Below are 18,705 nucleotides of genomic sequence, written 5' to 3'. Positions count from 1 at the left end.
CTTACTCGATCACGACGAGCGGTTCGCCGTATTCCACCGGCTGCGCGTCCTCGCAGAGAATGGCCTTGACGACGCCCGCGCGCGGCGATGGAATTTGGTTCATCGTCTTCATCGCTTCGATGATCAGAAGCGTCTGGCCCTCACGCACCGTGTCGCCCACCTCGATGAAGGCGCGGGCGCCGGGTGACGGGGCGAGATAGGCGGTACCGACCATGGGCGAGGGCACGGCGTTGCGGTTGTCGGCTGCCGCCGGCGCTGCAGGAGCGGCTGGAGCCGAAGAGGCAGGGGGCGCGAACGGAGCGGATGGCGCTGCCGCATATTGTGGGGCCATTGCAATGGCCTGAACCGGAGCCGGCTGGCGTAAAACCCTGATGCGGAGTTCGCCTTGCTCGACCTCGATCTCGGTGAGATTCGTGTCGTTCAGGATATTGGCGAGGTCGCGGATAAGGGCCTGGTCGAAGCCTGGCTTGTCGGAGGACATGGATGAAGCCTTTTATTGTTTCTGTTCGAGCCGTGCGGCGAGCGCCTGGATCGCAAGCGAATAGCCCAGAGGGCCAAAGCCGCAGATCACGCCGACCACGACGGGGGCAGTGAATGTCTTATGCCGGAAGGTTTCCCGAGCATGGATATTTGACAAGTGAACTTCGACCACCGGCAGCGGCGAGACCGAGCGGACAGCGTCTTGGAGTGCGATCGAGGTGTGGCCATAGGCGCCGGGATTGATAACGACGCCGGCAGCCTTCTCACCGGCTTCCTGAATCCAGTCCACGAGATCACCTTCGTGGTTGCTCTGACGGAATTCGATGGTCAGCCCAAGCGGCGCGGCTGCCGCACGGCAGTCTTCCGCGATGGCATCCAGCGTCTTGCCGCCATAGATACCCGGCTCGCGGCGGCCGAGCATGTTCAGGTTGGGACCGTTGAGGACGTAAATGGACTTCAAGCCGACTAACCCCGCCGCGCTTTGCAAGCGCGCGTGGCCTCTATAGTGCGGCTCTCTGGCGAACGCAAAGATTGAGTGCCGTCAGTTGCTGCTGGCATCGGACCGCAACGCGGCGATCTTCTCGCGCAGGGCATCGGCTCCTTGTGCACCGTAGATCATCTCGTCGCCGATCACATAACTCGGCGTGCCCGAAACGTTCAGACGGTTGGCGAGATCGTAGGTCTTCTGAAAGACTTCGCCGATCTCCGGGTCCTTCATCTCTTCGCGCAACTTGGCCTCATCGGCACCTAGCGAAGTGGCGACCTGGATTGCCGAAGCCTCGCCCGCGCGGCCTTCCTGGCCGAGCAACTTCTGGTGGAACTCAGAGTATTTCTCGGGCATCAGCTTGCGGAAGGCCATGGAAACCATATGCGCCTTCTGAGAATCGGGACCAAGGATCGGAAGCTCCTTGAGCACGAAGCGAAGGTCGCCGTCTTCCTTGGTGAGCGCCTGCATGTCGGAAAGGGCATGGCGGCAATAGCCGCAGTTGTAGTCGAAGAATTCGACCACGGTCGTCTTGCCGTTCGGATTGCCGACGATGCCGTCGTGCGCCGAATCGAAAATATCGGCCTTGGATTCCGCAATGGTGGTCTGCGCAGCGGCCTGGGCTTGTGCCTGCTGCTTCTGTTCGAGCTGCGACTGCATCTCGACCATCAGCTCAGGATTGGCCAGGAGATATTCGCGCACGATCTGTTCGACTTGTGCGCGGTCCAAAGGCTTGTCCTGCGCGAGAGCTGGCGTCGGGCGATCGAGAACGACACCCGCGCCAATCACCAGCGCGAGGGCAGTCGCTGCACCACTCAACCATAATGACCGCTTCATCGAAAGCTCCAATCGTTCTTCTCGTCTCAGCTCTTTTTGGGCTGACGGAAGTTGATGATGTCTTGTGCCCGCAGCCAACTCGGGCTGCCGGGCTTCATTTTGAGCTGCGCACGACCCGCGAAAATCTTCGCATCCTGAATCTTGCCGCGATAGAAATGGCCTTCGGCCGTCGACAGCTCGGACTCAGGCAGCTCGCCCATCTGCGCATAGGCTTGGGCCAGAAGGTCATAGGCCGCTGGATTCTCGCGGTCCTCATCGATGGCATCCACCAATGACGATACAGCCTTCTCGAGGCTCGCTGGCTTGCCGATCGCGATCATGGCTTTGGCGTAGTTCATGCGGAGCGTGGTGGACTTCGCGCCATCGAGGCTGATGGCCTTGGAGTATGCCTCCGCGGCTTCCGCTGGCTTGTTGGCCTTCATCAGCACGTCGCCGCGGAGTTCGCGATAATAGGCATTCTGAGGCTCGGCCTTGATCAGGCTGTCAACCTTGCCGAGTGCGGCTGTCGGGCTGCCGTTCAGATAGGTGCCGAGCGCATCCGCATAATTGGCTGCTTCACCTTTAGGCTGCGAGCGGAACATGCGGGACGCGGTAACCGCGCCTTGCGTGAAAGTCGCGATCTTCGCGCGCATCATGTCGTGACGGCGCTGAAGCTCTGGCGAGTCCTTCTTATCGAAGTTCGGGCTCGCGCGCGCCAGCGTTTCGAGGTTCTGGATACGGTCGCGCGGCATCGGATGGCTGACGCGATAAGGATCGACGCGTGCGCCGGATAGCGAAAGAGCCGTTTGGAAGCGCCGGAAGGTCGTCAGCATTCCCTTCGCCGACTGACCTGTGGCGTTGAGATAGTCTATGGCCGAACGGTCGGCCGCCATCTCCTCCGAGCGCTGATAGCTCAAGAGGTTGCGCATGATCAGTTCGTTGCCGCCCGCGATGATGCCGCCGCCGGCACGTGCCACATCGCCATTCTTGGATGCGGCGCCTGCCGCCATCGCGCCGATGCCGAGAAGCGTCGAGACGACTGACATGTTCTTGGCGCGGTCGAGCTGCTCACGCAGGCGCTCCTGATGATGGCCCGCGAGATGGCCGGTTTCGTGAGCCAGAACGCCGATGATTTCGTTCGGCGTTTCCGCCTGCATCAAGGCGCCCGTGTTGATGAAAACGCGGCGACCGAGCACGAAGGCATTGAAGCGGCTGTCATTGACCAACACGATCTCGATATTGGCCTTACCCAGGCCCGCAGCCTGAAAGATCGGCCGCGCATAATCGCGGACGAGAGCCTCGATCTCGGCATCGCGCACGATAGGGATGCCGCCGCCCTGTCGTCTTTGCTGTGCCTCAACAGGCGTGATGCTGCTGAACGCAACCGCGAGTGCGGCGACAGCGATGGGCGTCTTGCGAAAGGCGGAAAAAAAGCTCTGCATCACATCGATGGCTCGCCATAGCATTCGGGCAATTCTGCGGCTCAGGTCCCGATAGCATAAAGCCGGGCGCGGGGCCCGGCTTTGCTGTGACACGAATGCGTCAGAAGAAGGAGCGGCGCTGCCACCAGCCCCCACGCTTCGGCTTTTCTTCTTCTTGTGCAGCCGGTTCGGATGCGCCGTTCGAGGACACGACCGGTTCGGCCGCTTGCGTCTCATCGGTGCTGGTGCGACGGCGGGTACTGCGAGCACGCGTCCGCTTCGGTGCTTCTTCTGCCGCCGGTGCTTCGATCTCCGCAGCGGGCTCCTCGACACTATCCGCGACCGTTGCCGGCGCGTCGTCTGCGGTATGCGGGATCGCCGCAGCTTCTGCGGCGCTGGGCTCCGAGACTTCCGGCGTTGTTTCGACGGTCGGCTGCTCTTCGCTCGGAGCGACCTCCGCGGCAGTCTCGGCCGCCTCGACAGCTACGCCGTTTTCACTCTCAGACTCGTCCTTGCGGTTGCGACGGCCCCCACGCTTGCCGCGCCGACGCTTCTTGCCATCGGCATCTGCGGCTTCCTCCACCACGGCGGCGAGGGGTTCGGGCTTGTCGCCTTCGTCCTCGGAAACAGGCGCGAGTTCGGCGTCTGCGTTGACAGCGATGACGTCGGGCTCGGCTTCCCCATTCTTCTCGTCTGAAGTTTCGGAGGCAGCATCAGTCGAAACGCCATGCTCCCGGTCGCGACCACGACGACGGCGACGGCGCTTGCGGCGGCGATCGGAAGAGTCGGCCTGCGTCTCCGTCTCGGCGTCGTCAGTCTCCTCGGCCTCTTCCTCGACGACCTCTTCCTCTTCTTCCTCGATCGCCGGCTCAGGCATGAGCGAAGGCGCGAGGGTCGGCGTTTCGACCTCGGGCTGGATCGGCTTCTCGGCCACCGCACCACGCACGATGGCGTAATGCTGCGCGCCGACCGTCTCGTCCGCCTCGAAGGTGATCGTCACGCCGAAGCGCCTTTCGAACTCGGTCAGGTTGCTGCGCTTGTGGTTGAGCACATAGAAAGCCGTGTAGGCGCTGGTCTTCACTGTGATGTGGCAGCGCGAGTCCTTGAGCAGGAACTCTTCGATCGCCCGTACCACAAGCAGCGCTACCGACGAATCCGAGCGCACATGACCCGTACCGCCGCAATGCGGGCAAGGCTTCATGGTCGATTCGAGAACGCTGGTGCGGATGCGCTGACGCGACATTTCGAGCAGGCCGAAATGCGAGATGCGGCCCACCTGAATGCGCGCGCGGTCGTTCTTCAGGCAGTCCTTGATCTTCTTCTCGACCGCACGATTGTTGCGGTTCTCCTCCATGTCGATGAAGTCGATCACGATGAGACCGGCCAGATCACGCAGGCGCAGCTGGCGCGCGACTTCTTCGGCCGCTTCCAGATTGGTCTGTAGTGCCGTGTCCTCGATCGAATGCTCGCGTGTCGAGCGGCCCGAATTCACGTCGATGGAAACCAGCGCTTCCGTCTGGTTGATGATGATGTAGCCGCCCGACTTCAGAGTCACCTGCGGCTGCAGCATCCGGTCGAGCTGGGCCTCGATGCCGTTGCGTGCGAAGATCGGCGTCGGGTCGCGATAAGGCTGAACCACCTTGGCGTGGCTCGGCATCAGCATCCGCATGAAGTCCTTGGCCTCGCGGTAGCCTTCCTCGCCGGAGACAAGGATCTCGTCGATCTCCTTGTTGTAGAGATCGCGCACCGAGCGCTTGATGAGGCTGCCTTCCTCGTAAACGAGCGCGGGTGCGGAGGATTTCAGCGTCAGCGTGCGGACATTGTCCCACATGCGCATCAGATATTCGTAGTCGCGCTTGATCTCGGGCTTGGTGCGGTTTTCGCCGGCCGTACGCAGGATCACCCCCATGCCTTGCGGCACTTCCAATTCCTTGACCATATCCTTCAGGCGCTTGCGGTCCTGCGGATCGGTGATCTTGCGGGAGATGCCGCCACCACGTGCAGTGTTAGGCATCAAAACCGAATAGCGGCCTGCGAGCGACAGATAGGTGGTGAGTGCGGCGCCCTTGTTGCCGCGCTCTTCCTTGACGACCTGCACCAGCAGGATCTGGCGGCGCTTGATGACTTCCTGAATCTTGTAGTGACGACGAGGGCTCCGGCGACGATCGCGTGACTCTTCCAGCGCGTCGCCTGCACCGACCGACTCGACCACGTCTTCGTCCGAGCCGCTCTCGGATACCTCCTCGATGTCGCCGGTCAACGCTTCAGGCGCTTCCTCGGTGGTTTCGGGAGCAGGCTCGGAAACAAATTCGGCGTCGACGCTCATGGCGATGGAGGAGGGGCCACTTTCCGGCTTCTCCTCATCATCCGAAACGTCGCTTTGCTTTGCATCTGTTGCGGCCTCAGGCTCGGACGACGCGTCCGTCGTGCCTTCCTCCACCGTGCGATCCGAATCCGCTTCCTCTACCGGCTGGTCCGCGCGTTCGGTCAGGTCTTCGCTTGTAGGCGCCAGCTCTTCGCCAGCTTCCGACACGGCGGCCGTTTCCTCGCCTTCTACTGTTTCCGAAGAAAATTCCTCGATCTCGACGATGTTGCCGCCTTCCTCGGAGCCGTCCGTGGCGCGGGCCTCCGCGCGATCGCGGCTCTTGCCGCCGCCACGCCGGCGACGCTTGTTGCGACCGCCACGCTCTTCGTCCTCGTCATCTTCGTCGGATGCATGTTCCTCGGCTTCGGCGCGGAGCAGCGCCTGCCGGTCAGCGACCGGGATCTGGTAGTAGTCGGGGTGTATTTCGGAGAAAGCGAGGAAGCCGTGGCGATTGCCGCCATACTCCACGAAGGCCGCCTGAAGTGACGGTTCGACGCGCGTCACGCGCGCCAGATAGATGTTTCCTCGAAGCTGCTTCTTGTCCTGAGACTCGAAATCGAATTCCTCGATGCGGTTACCGCGTGTGACGACGACCCGTGTTTCCTCCGGGTGGGAGGCATCGATAAGCATTTTGTTGTTGGGCATTATAACTTGTCTCCCCGGCAGCCACATGCCGCGTGGCCCGAGGCGACAAAAGCCGCCGGGCTCGCTGGGGGGATGGGATGCCGGATAATGGAATGGCCGCGAGGGGGACGACCGAAGCGTCGGAAGAGCGGCCCAGCGCAGTGGCGCGGACCTTGAGAGCTCTTTCCGGGAATGCGCTTCGAGCCATTCTTCGACCCAGCGGGACCTCATTGAACCAAGGCTCGGAGAATCCGAACCAGCTAAGCAAAACCGGACTTGAATGGCTGATGGCCTTTGTCCGGCGGCTTTTCCTCGGCATGGGGCTCCGAAATGTCGAAGCGCCATGAAGAAAAATCGTCGCGATCCGCCTCGCCGTCGCAAGCCTCGAAAACAGGCTTTCCGCGGGCACCGCGCGTTTCCTGCGCGCTTCGGTGCAGCCGGGCTCCGGCATCAAACAGATCGAGATCGAGTCTTATGATCTGTGATGCATTTGTGCAACCCCAGCGTCATACAGCAGGTCAGCTTGGTCAGCCCTGCGATAGGCTGGGAAGGAACCGTTAACCCTGTTCGTCTACTTCCCGGTAATCCATGCTGACACGCGCTTAACGGCCCGTGTCGGCAGCCTTTCTGTATAGGCTGCGAGAACCACTCGATGAAACTGAACCGGCTACCGAGCTTGCGCGAATTTCGCTTGTCGTTCAGCGCCGTGTTCGCTCTGCTCGCGGTTCTCATAACCTTTCTCTATGCGTCGCAGGCAGTGGCCGACGAGAATCAGGCGCGAGAACTGCGCCTCGTCGGCGACAAGTCGCGCGTGCGCATCGTGCTCGATTTCCAGTCCGAGCCACAGGCTCGTTGGCAGCTTTTGCGTGGGCCCCATCGCCTCGTCGTCGACATGCCGCAGGTGCGCCTCGCCATCGATCCCGATGACGCCAAGGCGCGCGGCATGGTTGAGGGCATTCGTTACGGCACCTTCGACGGTAGCACGTCGCGTCTGGTCTTCGCGGTGGATGGTCCTTTCACGATCGAACGCTTCGAGATCGCCAAGAACGAGAACAGCGAGGGCTATCGCTTGATGGCTGATCTCGTGGCTGCCTCTGAAGCGCAGTTCGCCGAAGCGCTTGCGGCGCAGGCTCAGACGACTGCCTCCATCGTCCCGGCCCAATCCAGCGCGGACGCAAAATTCCATGTCGTCATCGATCCCGGCCATGGCGGCGTGGACGGCGGCGCTGAAGGCGCGAGCGGCACGGTTGAAAAGAACATCACGCTCTCCTTCGCGAAGGAGTTGCGTGAGCGACTTGCCGGCGCTGGAGTCGATGTTTCGCTTACACGCGATGGTGACGAATTTCTTCGCCTGGACGAGCGCGTTGCGATCGCGCGTCGGGCTGGGGCCGATCTCCTCATCTCAATCCACGCCGACACCATCCGCCTTCCAGGCATCACGGGTGCAACGGTGTACACGATGTCCGACAAGGCCTCGGACCCGGAGGCGGCGGCGCTCGCGATCCGCGAAAATCTCTCAGATGAGCTTTCAGGCATCAAGGTTGAGGAGAAGAACCAGGAGGTGGCCGACATCCTTGTGGACCTCATCCGTCGCGAAACGCATGGGCTGTCGATCCATTTCGCCCGCACGCTGATTTCCGAAATGACAGGTAATGTGGGGCTCATCAACAATCCCCACCGCTCGGCGGGTTTCCGCGTGCTCAAGGCGCCCGACGTGCCGTCCGTTCTGGTCGAGCTCGGCTACCTCTCCAACAAGGAAAATGAGGCTCAGCTCAAGGATCCGATTTGGCGGGGCAAGGCGATTGATGCGATCGCGGCTGCGGTCTCCGAATTCTCCAGCCTGCGCACCGTCGCGGCACGCACCAGCAACTAAGGCGGCGTCGGTCAGCTCGCCCGTGGCGCGGTTGGTGAAACACGGTTACAATAGTATACGGGAAGTGAAGGCCGCGCGCGGCGTTTGAACCCCGTTCGCCGCATTTTGCCCACATCGGCACAGCATGGCACGGGCAACGCAAGGGGCACGATCAGGCGGGCACAAGCTCGCTCACCCAGACTTCCGCCTCTCACGCGTTTTGTGGAGCATGCATGATTCGGCTGATCGGCTACTTTTTTGGCGTCGCGGTGATGCTTGCGCTGCTGGCTGCAGGCGGGGTTGCCCTCTACATCGGTCACGTCACCAAAGAGCTTCCCGACTACGAAGTCTTGGCGCGCTATGAGCCGCCGGTAACCACGCGCGTTCATGCTTCCGATGGCGCGCTGATGGCCGAGTTCGCCCGCGAGCGCCGCCTGTTCATCCCGATCCAGGCTGTGCCGGACCGTGTGAAAGCCGCTTTCCTCTCGGCGGAAGACAAGAATTTCTACACGCATCCGGGCATCGATCTCACGGGTCTTGCGCGCGCTATCGTCGTGAACGTTCAGAATTACGGCTCACGCCGCCCGGTGGGCGCGTCCACCATCACACAACAGGTGGCCAAGAACTTCTTGCTCAGCGCCGACCAGACCATCGACCGCAAGATCAAGGAAGCCGTGCTCGCCTTCCGCATCGAGCAGGCCTACTCCAAGGACCGCATCCTCGAACTCTACCTGAATGAAATCTTCTTCGGCATGGGTGCATATGGCGTGGCCGGTGCAGCGCTGACCTATTTCGACAAGTCAGTGAGTGAGCTGTCGGTCGCCGAGGCGGCCTACCTCGCCTCGCTCCCGAAAGGCCCGTCCAACTACCATCCCTTCAAGTATCACGACCGTGCCATCGAGCGCCGCAACTGGGTGATCGATCAGATGGTCGAGAACGGCTATGTGACGCCCGACGAGGGCGCAAAGGCCAAGGCGGAGGATCTCGGCGTCAAGCCGCGCCGCTCGGGCACCTATCTGGCCGCCAGCGAATATTTCACTGAGGAAGTCCGCCGCGAGCTCGTTGCGCGCTACGGCCAGAACGCGCTCTACGAGGGCGGCCTTTCGGTGCGCACGACGCTCGACCCGACGCTGCAATTGCAGGCGCGCAAGGCTATGCAGCACGGTCTGGTGCGATACGACATGGCGCACGGATATCGCGGCCCGGTCAAGACGATCGACGCTTCCGGCGACTGGGGTAAGGCAATAGGCGAGGTTGCGGCGCTGAGCGACGTGCCGGAATGGCGTCTGGCAGTCGTGCTCGAGGCCACGAAAAGCGGTATCTCGGTCGGTCTCCAGCCCAAGCGCGACATTTCCGGTGCGCAGGTCGCCGAGCGCGAAACCGGCACCATTACCGCCGAAGATATGAGCTGGGCGCTGCGCCACATGGTCGACGGCAAGATGGTCAAAGCCAGGTCCGTCGCCGACGTGCTCAAGGTTGGCGATGTGGTCTATGTCGAGGCTAAGGACGGCTCCCCGACAAGCTTCAACCTGCGCCAGCCTCCGGCCGTCTCGGGTGGCATGATCGCCATGGACCCGCATACGGGCCGCGTGCTTGCCATGGTTGGCGGCTTCTCGTTCGCGCAATCGGAATTCAATCGCGCGACACAAGCGCTGCGTCAGCCCGGGTCGTCTTTCAAGCCGTTCATCTACTCGGCGGCCCTCGACAACGGCTACACGCCTGCATCGGTCGTCATGGACGGGCCGATCACCATTCATGTCGGCAACGATGCCTGGACGCCGAAGAATTACGGGGGTGGCTATGGCGGTCCGTCGACCCTTCGTACCGGCATCGAACGCTCGCGTAACCTGATGACGGTTCGCCTTGCCAACGATATGGGCATGCCGCTGGTCGCAGAATATGCCGAGCGCTTCGGCGTTTACGACAAGATGCCCCAGCATATCGCCCTGTCGCTCGGTGCAGGCGAGACAACCGTGATGCGCATGGTCTCGGCCTATTCCGTGATGGCGAACGGCGGCAAGTCGATCAAGCCCTCGCTGATCGACCGTATCCAGGATCGTTACGGCAAGACCGTTTACCGGCACGACGAGCGCAAATGCGATAACTGCAACGCTCAGGAGTGGGATAACCAGGCCGAGCCCGAACTCGTAGACAATGCCGAGCAAGTGCTCGACCCGATGACGGCCTACCAGATCACTTCGATGATGGAAGGCGTGGTGCAGCGTGGCACGGCGACCAGCCTGCGCGACCTCAACCGCCCGATCGCGGGCAAGACCGGCACCAGCAACGACTCGCGCGATACGTGGTTCGTGGGCTACACGCCCAACCTCGTGATCGGCCTTTATATGGGCTACGACAAACCATCCACGCTGGGCGCCAAGGCGACCGGCGGTAGCCTGGCAGTGCCGATCTTCAAGGAAGCCATGACGGCTGCGATGAAAGACAAGCCGGTGATTGACTTCCACGTGCCTGAAGGCATGAAGCTGATCGCCATCGATCGGAAGACCGGGATGCAGGCTCAAGAGGGGCAGCAGGGCACGATCATCGAAGCGTTCAAGCCCGGCACCGGGCCGGCCGACAGTTACTCAGTGATCGGTATGGACGATTCGCCCGTTTCCACGGATATCTCGCCGGCCGCGAGCCAGGCGATCACGTCGGGCGGTGGCGGGCTTTATTAGCCGCCATTATCTATCCATCGTCTTTGACACGCCGGGCGCGGGTTCCTATACCGCGCCCGGCCCATTTTCAGACCGGGAAGGCATTATTTCCATGCGTGCGGAAACGCAGAACATCGTCGACGAAATCAAGCAGGCCATAAGCCTGCTGAGGAGGCATCTTTGACTGGGATCAGGCCCTAAAAAGACTCGACTACCTCAACATGCGCGCGGAAGATCCCGCGCTTTGGAATGACCCGACCGAGGCGCAGAAGCTCATGCGCGAGCGCCAGGGTCTCGAAGACAACACCATTGCCATTCGCCAGCTTTCCCAGGCGCTTCAGGACAATATCGACCTGATCGAAATGGGCGAGGAGGAGGGCGATGAGGCAATCATTGCCGAGGCCGAAGCGGCTATCCGCTCCCTTTCGGGTGAAATCCGCGCGCGCCAAGTCGCATCCATGCTTTCGGGCGAGGCTGACGGCAACGACAGCTATCTCGAAATCCATGCGGGCGCGGGCGGCACGGAGAGCCAGGACTGGGCCTCGATGCTTTTGCGCATGTACACGCGCTGGGCCGAGCGTCGCGGCTTCAAGGTCGAAGTGCTTGAAATGCATGACGGCGAAGAAGCGGGCATCAAGTCCGCGACATTGCTCATCAAGGGACACAACGCGTTTGGCTGGCTCAAGACCGAGTCCGGCGTGCACCGCCTCGTGCGTATCTCGCCTTTCGATTCGAATGCGCGCCGGCATACCTCGTTCTCGAGCGCCTGGGTCTATCCGGTGATCGATGATTCCATCGAGATCGTCATTCCGGAATCGGAGGTCCGTATCGACACCTACCGCTCGTCGGGCGCAGGTGGCCAGCACGTCAACACGACCGACTCGGCCGTGCGCATCACGCATATCCCGACCGGTATCGCGGTAGCCTGTCAGATGGGCCGATCTCAGCATCAGAACCGGGCCAAGGCTTGGGAAATGCTGCGCTCGCGCTTGTATGAGGAAGAGCTGAAGAAGCGCGAAGCAGCCGCGAACGCAACCGAGGCGTCCAAGTCGGATATCGGCTGGGGTCACCAGATCCGTTCCTATGTGCTGCAGCCCTATCAGCTCGTGAAGGATTTGCGCACCGGCGTGGAAAGCACGAGCCCGGACGACGTGCTCGATGGCGACCTCGATCCGTTCATGGAAGCTTCGCTGTCGCAGCGCATCGAAGGTGGCGGCGAACAAGCGATCGCCGACATCGACTAACCGAAGAGGCTCCGCGATCTCAAAGGAAGTCGCGGAGCATTCTTCCAGCCTTGAGGAAGCGCAGCGGATCGAGCGCGCTTCCATCTTTCCGGACTTCATAGTGCAGGTGTGGTCCGGTCGAACGGCCGGTGTTGCCGGTGCGACCGATGATCTGCCCGGCTTTCACCTCTTCGCCCTCGCTGACATCGATTTCGCTCAAGTGTGCGAAGCGTGTAGCGTAGCCGTTGCCATGGTCGATCTCGACCATGCGCCCGTAGCCGCCGTTCCAGCCTGCACTCACCACCTTGCCTTTTCCGGTCGCCACGGCCGGTGCGCCGACCGAAGCGCGGAAGTCGATACCGGCATGAAGGGCCGGTCTGCCGAGAAGGGGGTCGGTACGCACGCCAAACGTGCTCGTGACCGGGCTGCCCGCTGCCGGGTTGGCGAGCGGGAGGCTGGTCGCCTGTGTGCGGACCGATTGAAGCCGGTCGAGCGCTTCGCCGAGCTCCTCGACCTTGGTGTCGAAATCGGACGCATGAGAAGACGGCAGATAAGGGCCTCCGGTCGCTTCACCACTCTCGCGATCCACTTCCAGTCCCGCGGAGGCGAGTGCCGTTTCGATGCCGTCAGCGGTACGATAAGCATCGCTGGTCAGCCGCGTCAGGTTGGAAAGCTGCTCGGTTTCCACTGACTGCAGCGAGCGGTTGAGCGCGACGAAAGCTCGGTCGGCCTGATCGGCACGCGAGAGGCCGTCGCCGGAGGGCTTCCGTTCTGTTTCCGGTTGAAAACCGAGCGCCCCAGCCACACCGCGAATGGGTGTTGTTTCCAGAGGAGCAGGCGAGGGTGCTTCTGCCTTCCGTGGCAGGAGTGGCGCTAGTTTGCTGTTCAGTCCCGCAAGTGCCGCCTGCCGGTTCAGCAGCTCGGAGACCTTGTTTTCAACGAGTTGCTGATCGAGCATCTGCCGGCTGGTGATACGATCCACTTGGAAGCGTAGCGCCGAAATACGGTCCTCATAAGCCTGCTGCATCCGCGCTTGGCGCGAAACGGCAGCGCTCATCAGGTCGTCGCGTAACACGAGATAGGTAGTTGCGCCGAAGTAGGCAGTGACAGCCGAGAGCGCGACGCAGGCCGCCGCCGTCGCGAGCCAAGGGCGAACCGTAAAATGCCTTATATGATCGCCGCGTGCGATGATGACCGTATGCGGCCCCTTGCACTTGCCGAGGGCTGTCGCATCGGAAGGGTGGCTCTCGGTCATGCAGGTTCGGACGGTTTGAGGGACTGTCGCGATCACACATGATTAAGGTTAATAAAGCCTGCCGCTCACGCGAAAAAGGCGGGCTGCCGAAGCAACCCGCCTTTCTCGATTCCTCGTTCGGCGATCAGTGCCAGAACAGGAGTATAAGGATGATGATCGGGAGTGGGATACCCAACATCCAAAGCAAAGCCCCGCGCAGCATGATCATCTCCGAAAGTTAGCTGTTTCAGGCCATCCAACGGCTTCAGGCAGCAGCGGTTCCGTGGCTCTTCACAACTTCGAGAACTTCCTGTGCATGACCTGGCACTTTCACCTTGGGCCAGATGTGCAGGATGTTGCCGTCGGGGCCCACCAACACCGTCGCGCGCTCGACGCCCATATATTTGCGACCGTACATACTCTTCTCGACCCAGAAGCCATAGGCCTCGATAGCGCTACGTTCCTCGTCGGCAACGAGATCGTGTTTGAGACCATGCTTTTCGGCGAATTTGGTGTGTTTCTTCGCGCTGTCTGGCGAAATACCGATCACGCTTGCGCCAGCCTTCTCGAACTCGGGCTTTAACTGCGTAAAGTCGATGGCCTCGGCGGTGCAGCCGCTCGTGTCGTCCTTGGGGTAGAAATACAGCACGACCATCCGTCCGCGCTGCTCGTTTAGCCGGAAGGCCGAGCCATCAGCTAAAGGCGCCTCGAAGTCCGGTGCTGCGCTTCCGATTGCGATATTTGCCATAACCCCGCCTTTCTTGATGGCCATCAGGAAAACCGCTCGCATATACGATCAGGACGGCCACCGTCCAACGGGCGCTTTCAGGCAGGACGCATTTTTGACGGAACAGGCTCCTTCGCACGAGCGCGTCCGCTTCCGGCGCGAGGATATTGCGGATCTGGGCAAGATGCCCTCCGCCGAAGGACAGAACGCGCCCGTCGTGATGCCTCGTCGACGCAACCGTATTATTCGTTTGGCGGCCTTTTCCTTCACGACAGTCGTTTTTCTTGCCCTCATCCTCGCTGCCGGTCTCTATTTGATCGGTGTATCAGGTGTCGGGCGGGAGCAGATGCGCGCGCGCGCGGAAGCCGCGATCGAGAAGATCACCGGGCGCGACATGGCGGCGACGCTCGGCGGCGCGCACATTTCTCTCGATGGAGCGCGCCTGCTCGCCCTCGAAGTAAATAATGTCGCGCTGCGCCCTGAAGGCAGTGACACGAATATTGCGGATGCCGGTACGCTGCGCTTCGGGCTGCTGATGGGAGCACTGGTGCGCGGCCATCTCGAACTCGGCAGCGTCTCGGTCGAGAATGCCCGCTTCGTCGCGGCTCCGCTGGAAGGCGGAAAGCCGCGAGACTGGACGAAGCCCTTCCGCAATGAAGCCGCGCTGCTCGATCCGAGCAAGGTGCCGGGCGTCGTGTCAGACGCGCTGCGCCGCGTCTTCCTGGCGCTAAAGACCGAGGCGCCGGGCGCGGTCGAGCTCTCGAATGTCGAGATCGTCCTGCCGGGACAGGTGACGCGCTCGATCTATATCGATACCGCGACGCTCGATGCCTCCTCGCAGGAACTCGTGCTGGCGGGCGAGGGCACATTCCAAGGCCGAAGCTGGACCGCTTCCGGCACGGCGAAATCCGACCCTTCCACAAGCGCAGTCGACGCGCTCGATATTCGCATCACCTCGACTCCGCCCGAAGGCGCTATCACTGTCGGCCCTACGCAGGTTGCTTTGCAAGGCAACGGGCAGATGCTCGACCTGTCCGCCAGCCTCGACAACGCAGCCTTTGATCTCGGTAAGAACGGCATTCTTCCGGTGCGTGCCGTGGTGAAGGTTTCCGCAAAGAGCGATTCCGACCGACTGTTGCTTGACGATCTTGATGTGCAGGCCGGCGGGCTATCGATCAAGGGTAAGGGTACGATCGGTCCGCAGGCCATCGCCGATCATGGTGTGTACGATCTCCAGCTCGACGCCAGTCGTATCACCTCGTTGCCCGAAGGCTCGTCAGACCCGATGCTCGAAGGCAAAGGCAGCGTCACAGGTGAGATCGATCCCGTCCAGCGGCGGGCAAGCATCGATGCGTTGTCGGTCGAGACGGCGAACGGCAAGGTCACGGGCAACGCATCGCTCCAACTTGCGGACGGCAAGACGCCGGGTGTGTCACTTGCTATCGAAGTGCCCAACATGCCCGTTGCCGAAGCGAAGGCGTTATGGCCCTGGACCGCAGGACGGGGTGCCCGGAACTGGGTCGTTGAACATGTGCATGGCGGTACGATCGAAGGCAGCCGCCTTACCTACGCCGTCGAACCGGGGCGCATCGGCAGCGGTGTGCCTCTCGGCGCCGACGAGCTTTCCGGCGAGTTCCGCATCCTCGGTACTGAGTTCGACACGGCCGGCGCCATTCCCTCGGTTCATCATGCCGACGGGTATCTCACGCTACGTGGCATGGACATCGATATCGCACTGGCTTCGGGTCAGATGACTCTGCCGAGCGGCAAGCTTCTCAATGCAAGTGGCGGCCAGCTGACAATGCGAGACGTCAATCAGCGTCCGGTCGTCGCCAAGCTCAACGTCAACGTAGAGGGCGAGGCGATCGCCGCGGCTGAACTCGCCAGCCTCGAGCCCATCAGCGCCCTTCAGCGCGCTGGTTTCGTTCCGGACGATTTCTCTGGTCGCGTGAAAGGCAATGTGGTCTCCGACATTCCATTTGAGCGCGGCTATCCCAAGGACAAGATCGGCTGGAAAGTCGGGCTTCAGTTGGATGGCGTCACGCTCAACAAGCCCTTCGATGGCCAGAAGTTGACGGACGCAAAGGGCACGATCGACATCGACCCGGAAAAGGCGTTGATCAAGGCCGATGCCAAGCTCAACGACGTTCCAGCCAAGCTCGATTTCATCGAACCTGTCCGGAAGGAGGGCGTTCAACGCAAGCGTTTGATCGAGCTCGACGTCAATGACAAGGGGCTGCAGAAACTCGCGCCCGGCCTCTCCACGCTTGTCGACGGTCCGATGACACTCAAGGTCGACGCGTCCGATTCCGTGCAGAAGGTCTCGGTCGATCTCGACCGCGCCACGCTCGCGCTTCCATGGGTCGGCTGGAGCAAGGGAGCCGGCATCGGTGCCTCGGCGAAGTTCCTGCTCAAGCGCGAAGATGAGATCATGCGCCTTTCCGACCTTGAAGTCGACGGCAAGACGTTCAGCATCAACGGCTCGGCGGTCTTGAGCGGCGGTGGGCTGGCTTCGGCCGAGTTCCCGCATGTGCAGCTGAATCGCGGCGACGACATTGCGCTCAACATCAAGCGCGACGGCAGAATCTACGAGGTGGATGTGACCGGCAGTTCGTTCGACGCCCGTGCGCTGCTGAAACTCGTCACGGCCAGTGGTGCGTCCACCGAAAAGCAAAGCGGGCGTGGCAGCGTGCTGGTGAAAGCGCGGCTCGACTCGGTCACCGGTTTCAACAACGAAGCCCTGCAAGCGGTCTATGTCACCTACCGTGGCTCGGGTGCACTCAAGATGGAAGGCTCGACCGACCGGGGCGCCTCCGTGACTGTCGATGACGACACGAAGAGTGGGGTGCGGCGGCTCAAGCTGAAGTCGAGCGATGCGGGCTCCGTGCTGCGGTTCCTCAACATCTATCCGAACATGCAGAGCGGCTCGATCGATGTGGCACTCGCCAGCGAGGGCGATGGGCCGCTGCAGGGCCGTATCGCGGCGCGCAACTTCACGATCGTCAATGAACCGCGTTTGGGCTCAGTCGTCTCGAATCGCCCGCAGGGCAGCGACCGCAGTTTGAACGATGAGGTCAAGAACCGGATCGATTCAAGCCGGGTTCAGTTCGATCGCGGTTCGGCGCAGATCACCAAGGGACCGGGTTACCTTCGCGTGTCCGATGGCATCCTCCGCGGCTCCACCATCGGCGCCACGTTCCAGGGGACCGTCTTCGATCCGCGTGGCAATATCGACATGACCGGGACTTTCATGCCGGCTTATGGCCTGAACCGCGTCTTCGGCGAAATCCCGCTCTTCGGCGCCATCCTCGGTAATGGCAAGGATCAGGGCCTAATCGGCGTCACCTTCAAGCTCGTCGGTGACGCCAAGTCCCCGGATGTGAATATCAACCCGCTTTCGGTGATCGCGCCGGGCATTTTCCGCCGGATCTTCGAATATAACGAACCAGGCTGATCAGGCACGGTAGGTCACCTGCCGCACATCGATATATTCCGCGCGGAAGCCCGCTTCGCAATAGAAGAGATAAAACTCCCAGAGCTTGCGAAACCGCTCGTCGAAGCCGAGCGGAACGATGCGCTGCCAGGCATTCCAAAAGCGCTCGCGCCATTCCTTCAAGGTTCGCGCGTAGTCCTGTGGGAAGATGCGCTCGGCGACGAGCGATAGTTGCTGCTCTTCTCCAAGTGAGCGAAGACGCGAGGGCGTCGGCAACATTCCGCCGGGAAATACATAGCGCTGAATGAAATCGGGCTGCGCGCGATAGGCGGGAAACGACTTCTCATTGATCGTGATGACCTGCAAACCGGCGGCGCCACCGGATTTCAAGCAGCTTCGAAGTTTCGCGAAAAAGGTCTGCCAGTACTTCTCTCCGACGGCTTCGAACATCTCGATCGATACCACCTTGTCATAGGTGCCTGCTTCGTGGCGATAGTCCTGCAGCCTGAGCTCGACCTTGTCGGAAAGACCCTCCTGCTGAAGCCGGGCCTTCGCGAAGTCCAGTTGCTCCCTGCTGACCGTGAGCCCCGTCACCTTGCAGCCGATCTCTCGCGCGGCGAACTCGGCGAAGCCGCCCCATCCGCAGCCGATTTCGAGAACATGGTCGCGATCGGTGATGCCCGTATCGCGCGCCAGTGCACGGTATTTCTCGCTCTGAGCACTTTCGAGATCGTTCGCGCCATTCGAGAACAGTGCTGCAGAGTATGTCATGCTCGGATCGAGCCAGAGACGATAGAACTCGTTGCCCAGATCGTAGTGCGCAGAAATGTTGCGGCGAGATCCTTTCACCGTGTTCTCGTTGAGCCAGTGGCGGACGCGCTGCAGAACCGTCAGCAGCCAGCTCGCACCGCCGGCCAGTTCCTCGCCGTGCTTCTCGTTTCGTACGAAGAGCTCGAGAAAACTCGTGACGTCCGGGCTATCCCAATCGCCGTCGATATAAGATTCAGCCAGTCCGATCGTCCCGCCTGCGAAGGCGCGTCCCGGAAGCCGCCAGTTCTTCAGCCTGACTTCTGCCGCCGGCCCGGGCGCGCGACCGCCGACCGTGAAGCTCGCGCCGTTCGGAACCGTAACGCGGAGCGACCCGACCGGGAGACCGATCAAAGCGCGCAGGACTATTCGCGCCCGCATCGGGGCGTCCGCCGTGAAGCTTGAGAGATTGCTCTCGCTCAGCTCGATTGTGTCCGAAGTCATGGCTCCTCCCGACCGGTCGAAAGGAATGAATTCCACGATGATCGCGGCGCATCAAGCGCCGGGTTTTCCATGGGCCATCAGAATTCGGGGGAGAAGTGCCCGAACGATCGCGACAAGCAGACGCTTGACCGAAGAGCC

The 18,705-nt window shown here is 61.6% G+C and carries 13 protein-coding genes; 5 read left to right on the top strand and 8 right to left on the bottom strand.

What is annotated here, in order from left to right:
• Position 1: 1 nt before the first annotated feature.
• From accB to NGM99_RS19925, 5 genes are all read right to left on the bottom strand, one after another.
• A complete protein-coding gene (gene accB, locus NGM99_RS19945) occupies positions 2-481 on the bottom strand; it encodes an acetyl-CoA carboxylase biotin carboxyl carrier protein (protein WP_252822233.1) in 480 nt (159 codons plus the stop codon).
• A gap of 12 nt (positions 482-493) precedes the next feature.
• Positions 494-940: a type II 3-dehydroquinate dehydratase gene (gene aroQ / locus NGM99_RS19940; RefSeq protein WP_252822231.1), complete on the bottom strand. Its 447-nt coding sequence runs from the start codon at positions 938-940 to the stop codon at positions 494-496.
• 81 nt (positions 941-1,021) lie between these two features.
• The gene (locus NGM99_RS19935; RefSeq protein WP_252822229.1) at positions 1,022-1,801 is read right to left on the bottom strand and encodes a DsbA family protein; all 780 of its coding nucleotides are present in this window, start codon (positions 1,799-1,801) and stop codon (positions 1,022-1,024) included.
• 26 nt (positions 1,802-1,827) lie between these two features.
• Positions 1,828-3,222, bottom strand: coding sequence for a M48 family metalloprotease (locus NGM99_RS19930; RefSeq protein WP_435371463.1), 1,395 nt, complete (start codon positions 3,220-3,222; stop codon positions 1,828-1,830).
• Between the two features lie 100 nt (positions 3,223-3,322).
• Positions 3,323-6,211, bottom strand: a complete 2,889-nt coding sequence (locus tag NGM99_RS19925; protein ID WP_252822224.1) for a ribonuclease E/G — start codon at positions 6,209-6,211, stop codon at positions 3,323-3,325.
• Positions 6,212-6,881: 670 nt separating this feature from the next.
• Between NGM99_RS19925 and NGM99_RS19920 the strand changes: the two genes are divergently transcribed.
• The 4 genes from NGM99_RS19920 (at position 6,882) to prfB (ending at position 11,943) form a co-directional block, all read left to right on the top strand.
• Positions 6,882-8,063, top strand: coding sequence for an N-acetylmuramoyl-L-alanine amidase (locus NGM99_RS19920; protein WP_252822221.1), 1,182 nt, complete (start codon positions 6,882-6,884; stop codon positions 8,061-8,063).
• 212 nt (positions 8,064-8,275) lie between these two features.
• The gene (locus tag NGM99_RS19915) at positions 8,276-10,720 is read left to right on the top strand and encodes a penicillin-binding protein 1A (RefSeq protein WP_252822219.1); all 2,445 of its coding nucleotides are present in this window, start codon (positions 8,276-8,278) and stop codon (positions 10,718-10,720) included.
• Positions 10,704-10,883, top strand: coding sequence for a hypothetical protein (locus NGM99_RS19910; RefSeq protein ID WP_252822438.1), 180 nt, complete (start codon positions 10,704-10,706; stop codon positions 10,881-10,883). The genes NGM99_RS19915 and NGM99_RS19910 overlap by 17 nt, the downstream gene beginning before the upstream one ends.
• A protein-coding gene (prfB, locus tag NGM99_RS19905; protein WP_252822217.1) for a peptide chain release factor 2 occupies positions 10,812-11,943 on the top strand; the annotation gives its coding sequence in 2 pieces (ribosomal slippage) (positions 10,812-10,877 and positions 10,879-11,943; 1,131 coding nt in all). The genes NGM99_RS19910 and prfB overlap by 72 nt, the downstream gene beginning before the upstream one ends.
• A 19-nt stretch (positions 11,944-11,962) precedes the next feature.
• Here prfB and NGM99_RS19900 read toward each other — a convergent pair.
• Positions 11,963-13,177: a M23 family metallopeptidase gene (locus tag NGM99_RS19900; RefSeq protein ID WP_252822216.1), complete on the bottom strand. Its 1,215-nt coding sequence runs from the start codon at positions 13,175-13,177 to the stop codon at positions 11,963-11,965.
• Positions 13,178-13,421: 244 nt separating this feature from the next.
• Positions 13,422-13,904: a peroxiredoxin gene (locus tag NGM99_RS19895; protein WP_252822419.1), complete on the bottom strand. Its 483-nt coding sequence runs from the start codon at positions 13,902-13,904 to the stop codon at positions 13,422-13,424.
• A gap of 94 nt (positions 13,905-13,998) precedes the next feature.
• On the opposite strand from NGM99_RS19895, the gene NGM99_RS19890 reads away from it, so the two are divergent.
• Positions 13,999-17,337, top strand: coding sequence for a DUF3971 domain-containing protein (locus NGM99_RS19890; protein ID WP_252822214.1), 3,339 nt, complete (start codon positions 13,999-14,001; stop codon positions 17,335-17,337).
• On the opposite strand, the gene NGM99_RS19885 is transcribed toward NGM99_RS19890, so the two are convergent.
• A complete protein-coding gene (locus tag NGM99_RS19885) occupies positions 17,338-18,567 on the bottom strand; it encodes an SAM-dependent methyltransferase (RefSeq protein ID WP_252822212.1) in 1,230 nt (409 codons plus the stop codon). It lies immediately after the preceding gene.
• Positions 18,568-18,705 lie beyond the last annotated feature (138 nt).

It is taken from the genome of Mesorhizobium liriopis (genome assembly GCF_024053505.1).
GTDB lineage: Bacteria > Pseudomonadota > Alphaproteobacteria > Rhizobiales > Rhizobiaceae > Mesorhizobium_B > Mesorhizobium_B liriopis.
This window is presented reverse-complemented; position numbering and strand designations above follow the sequence as displayed.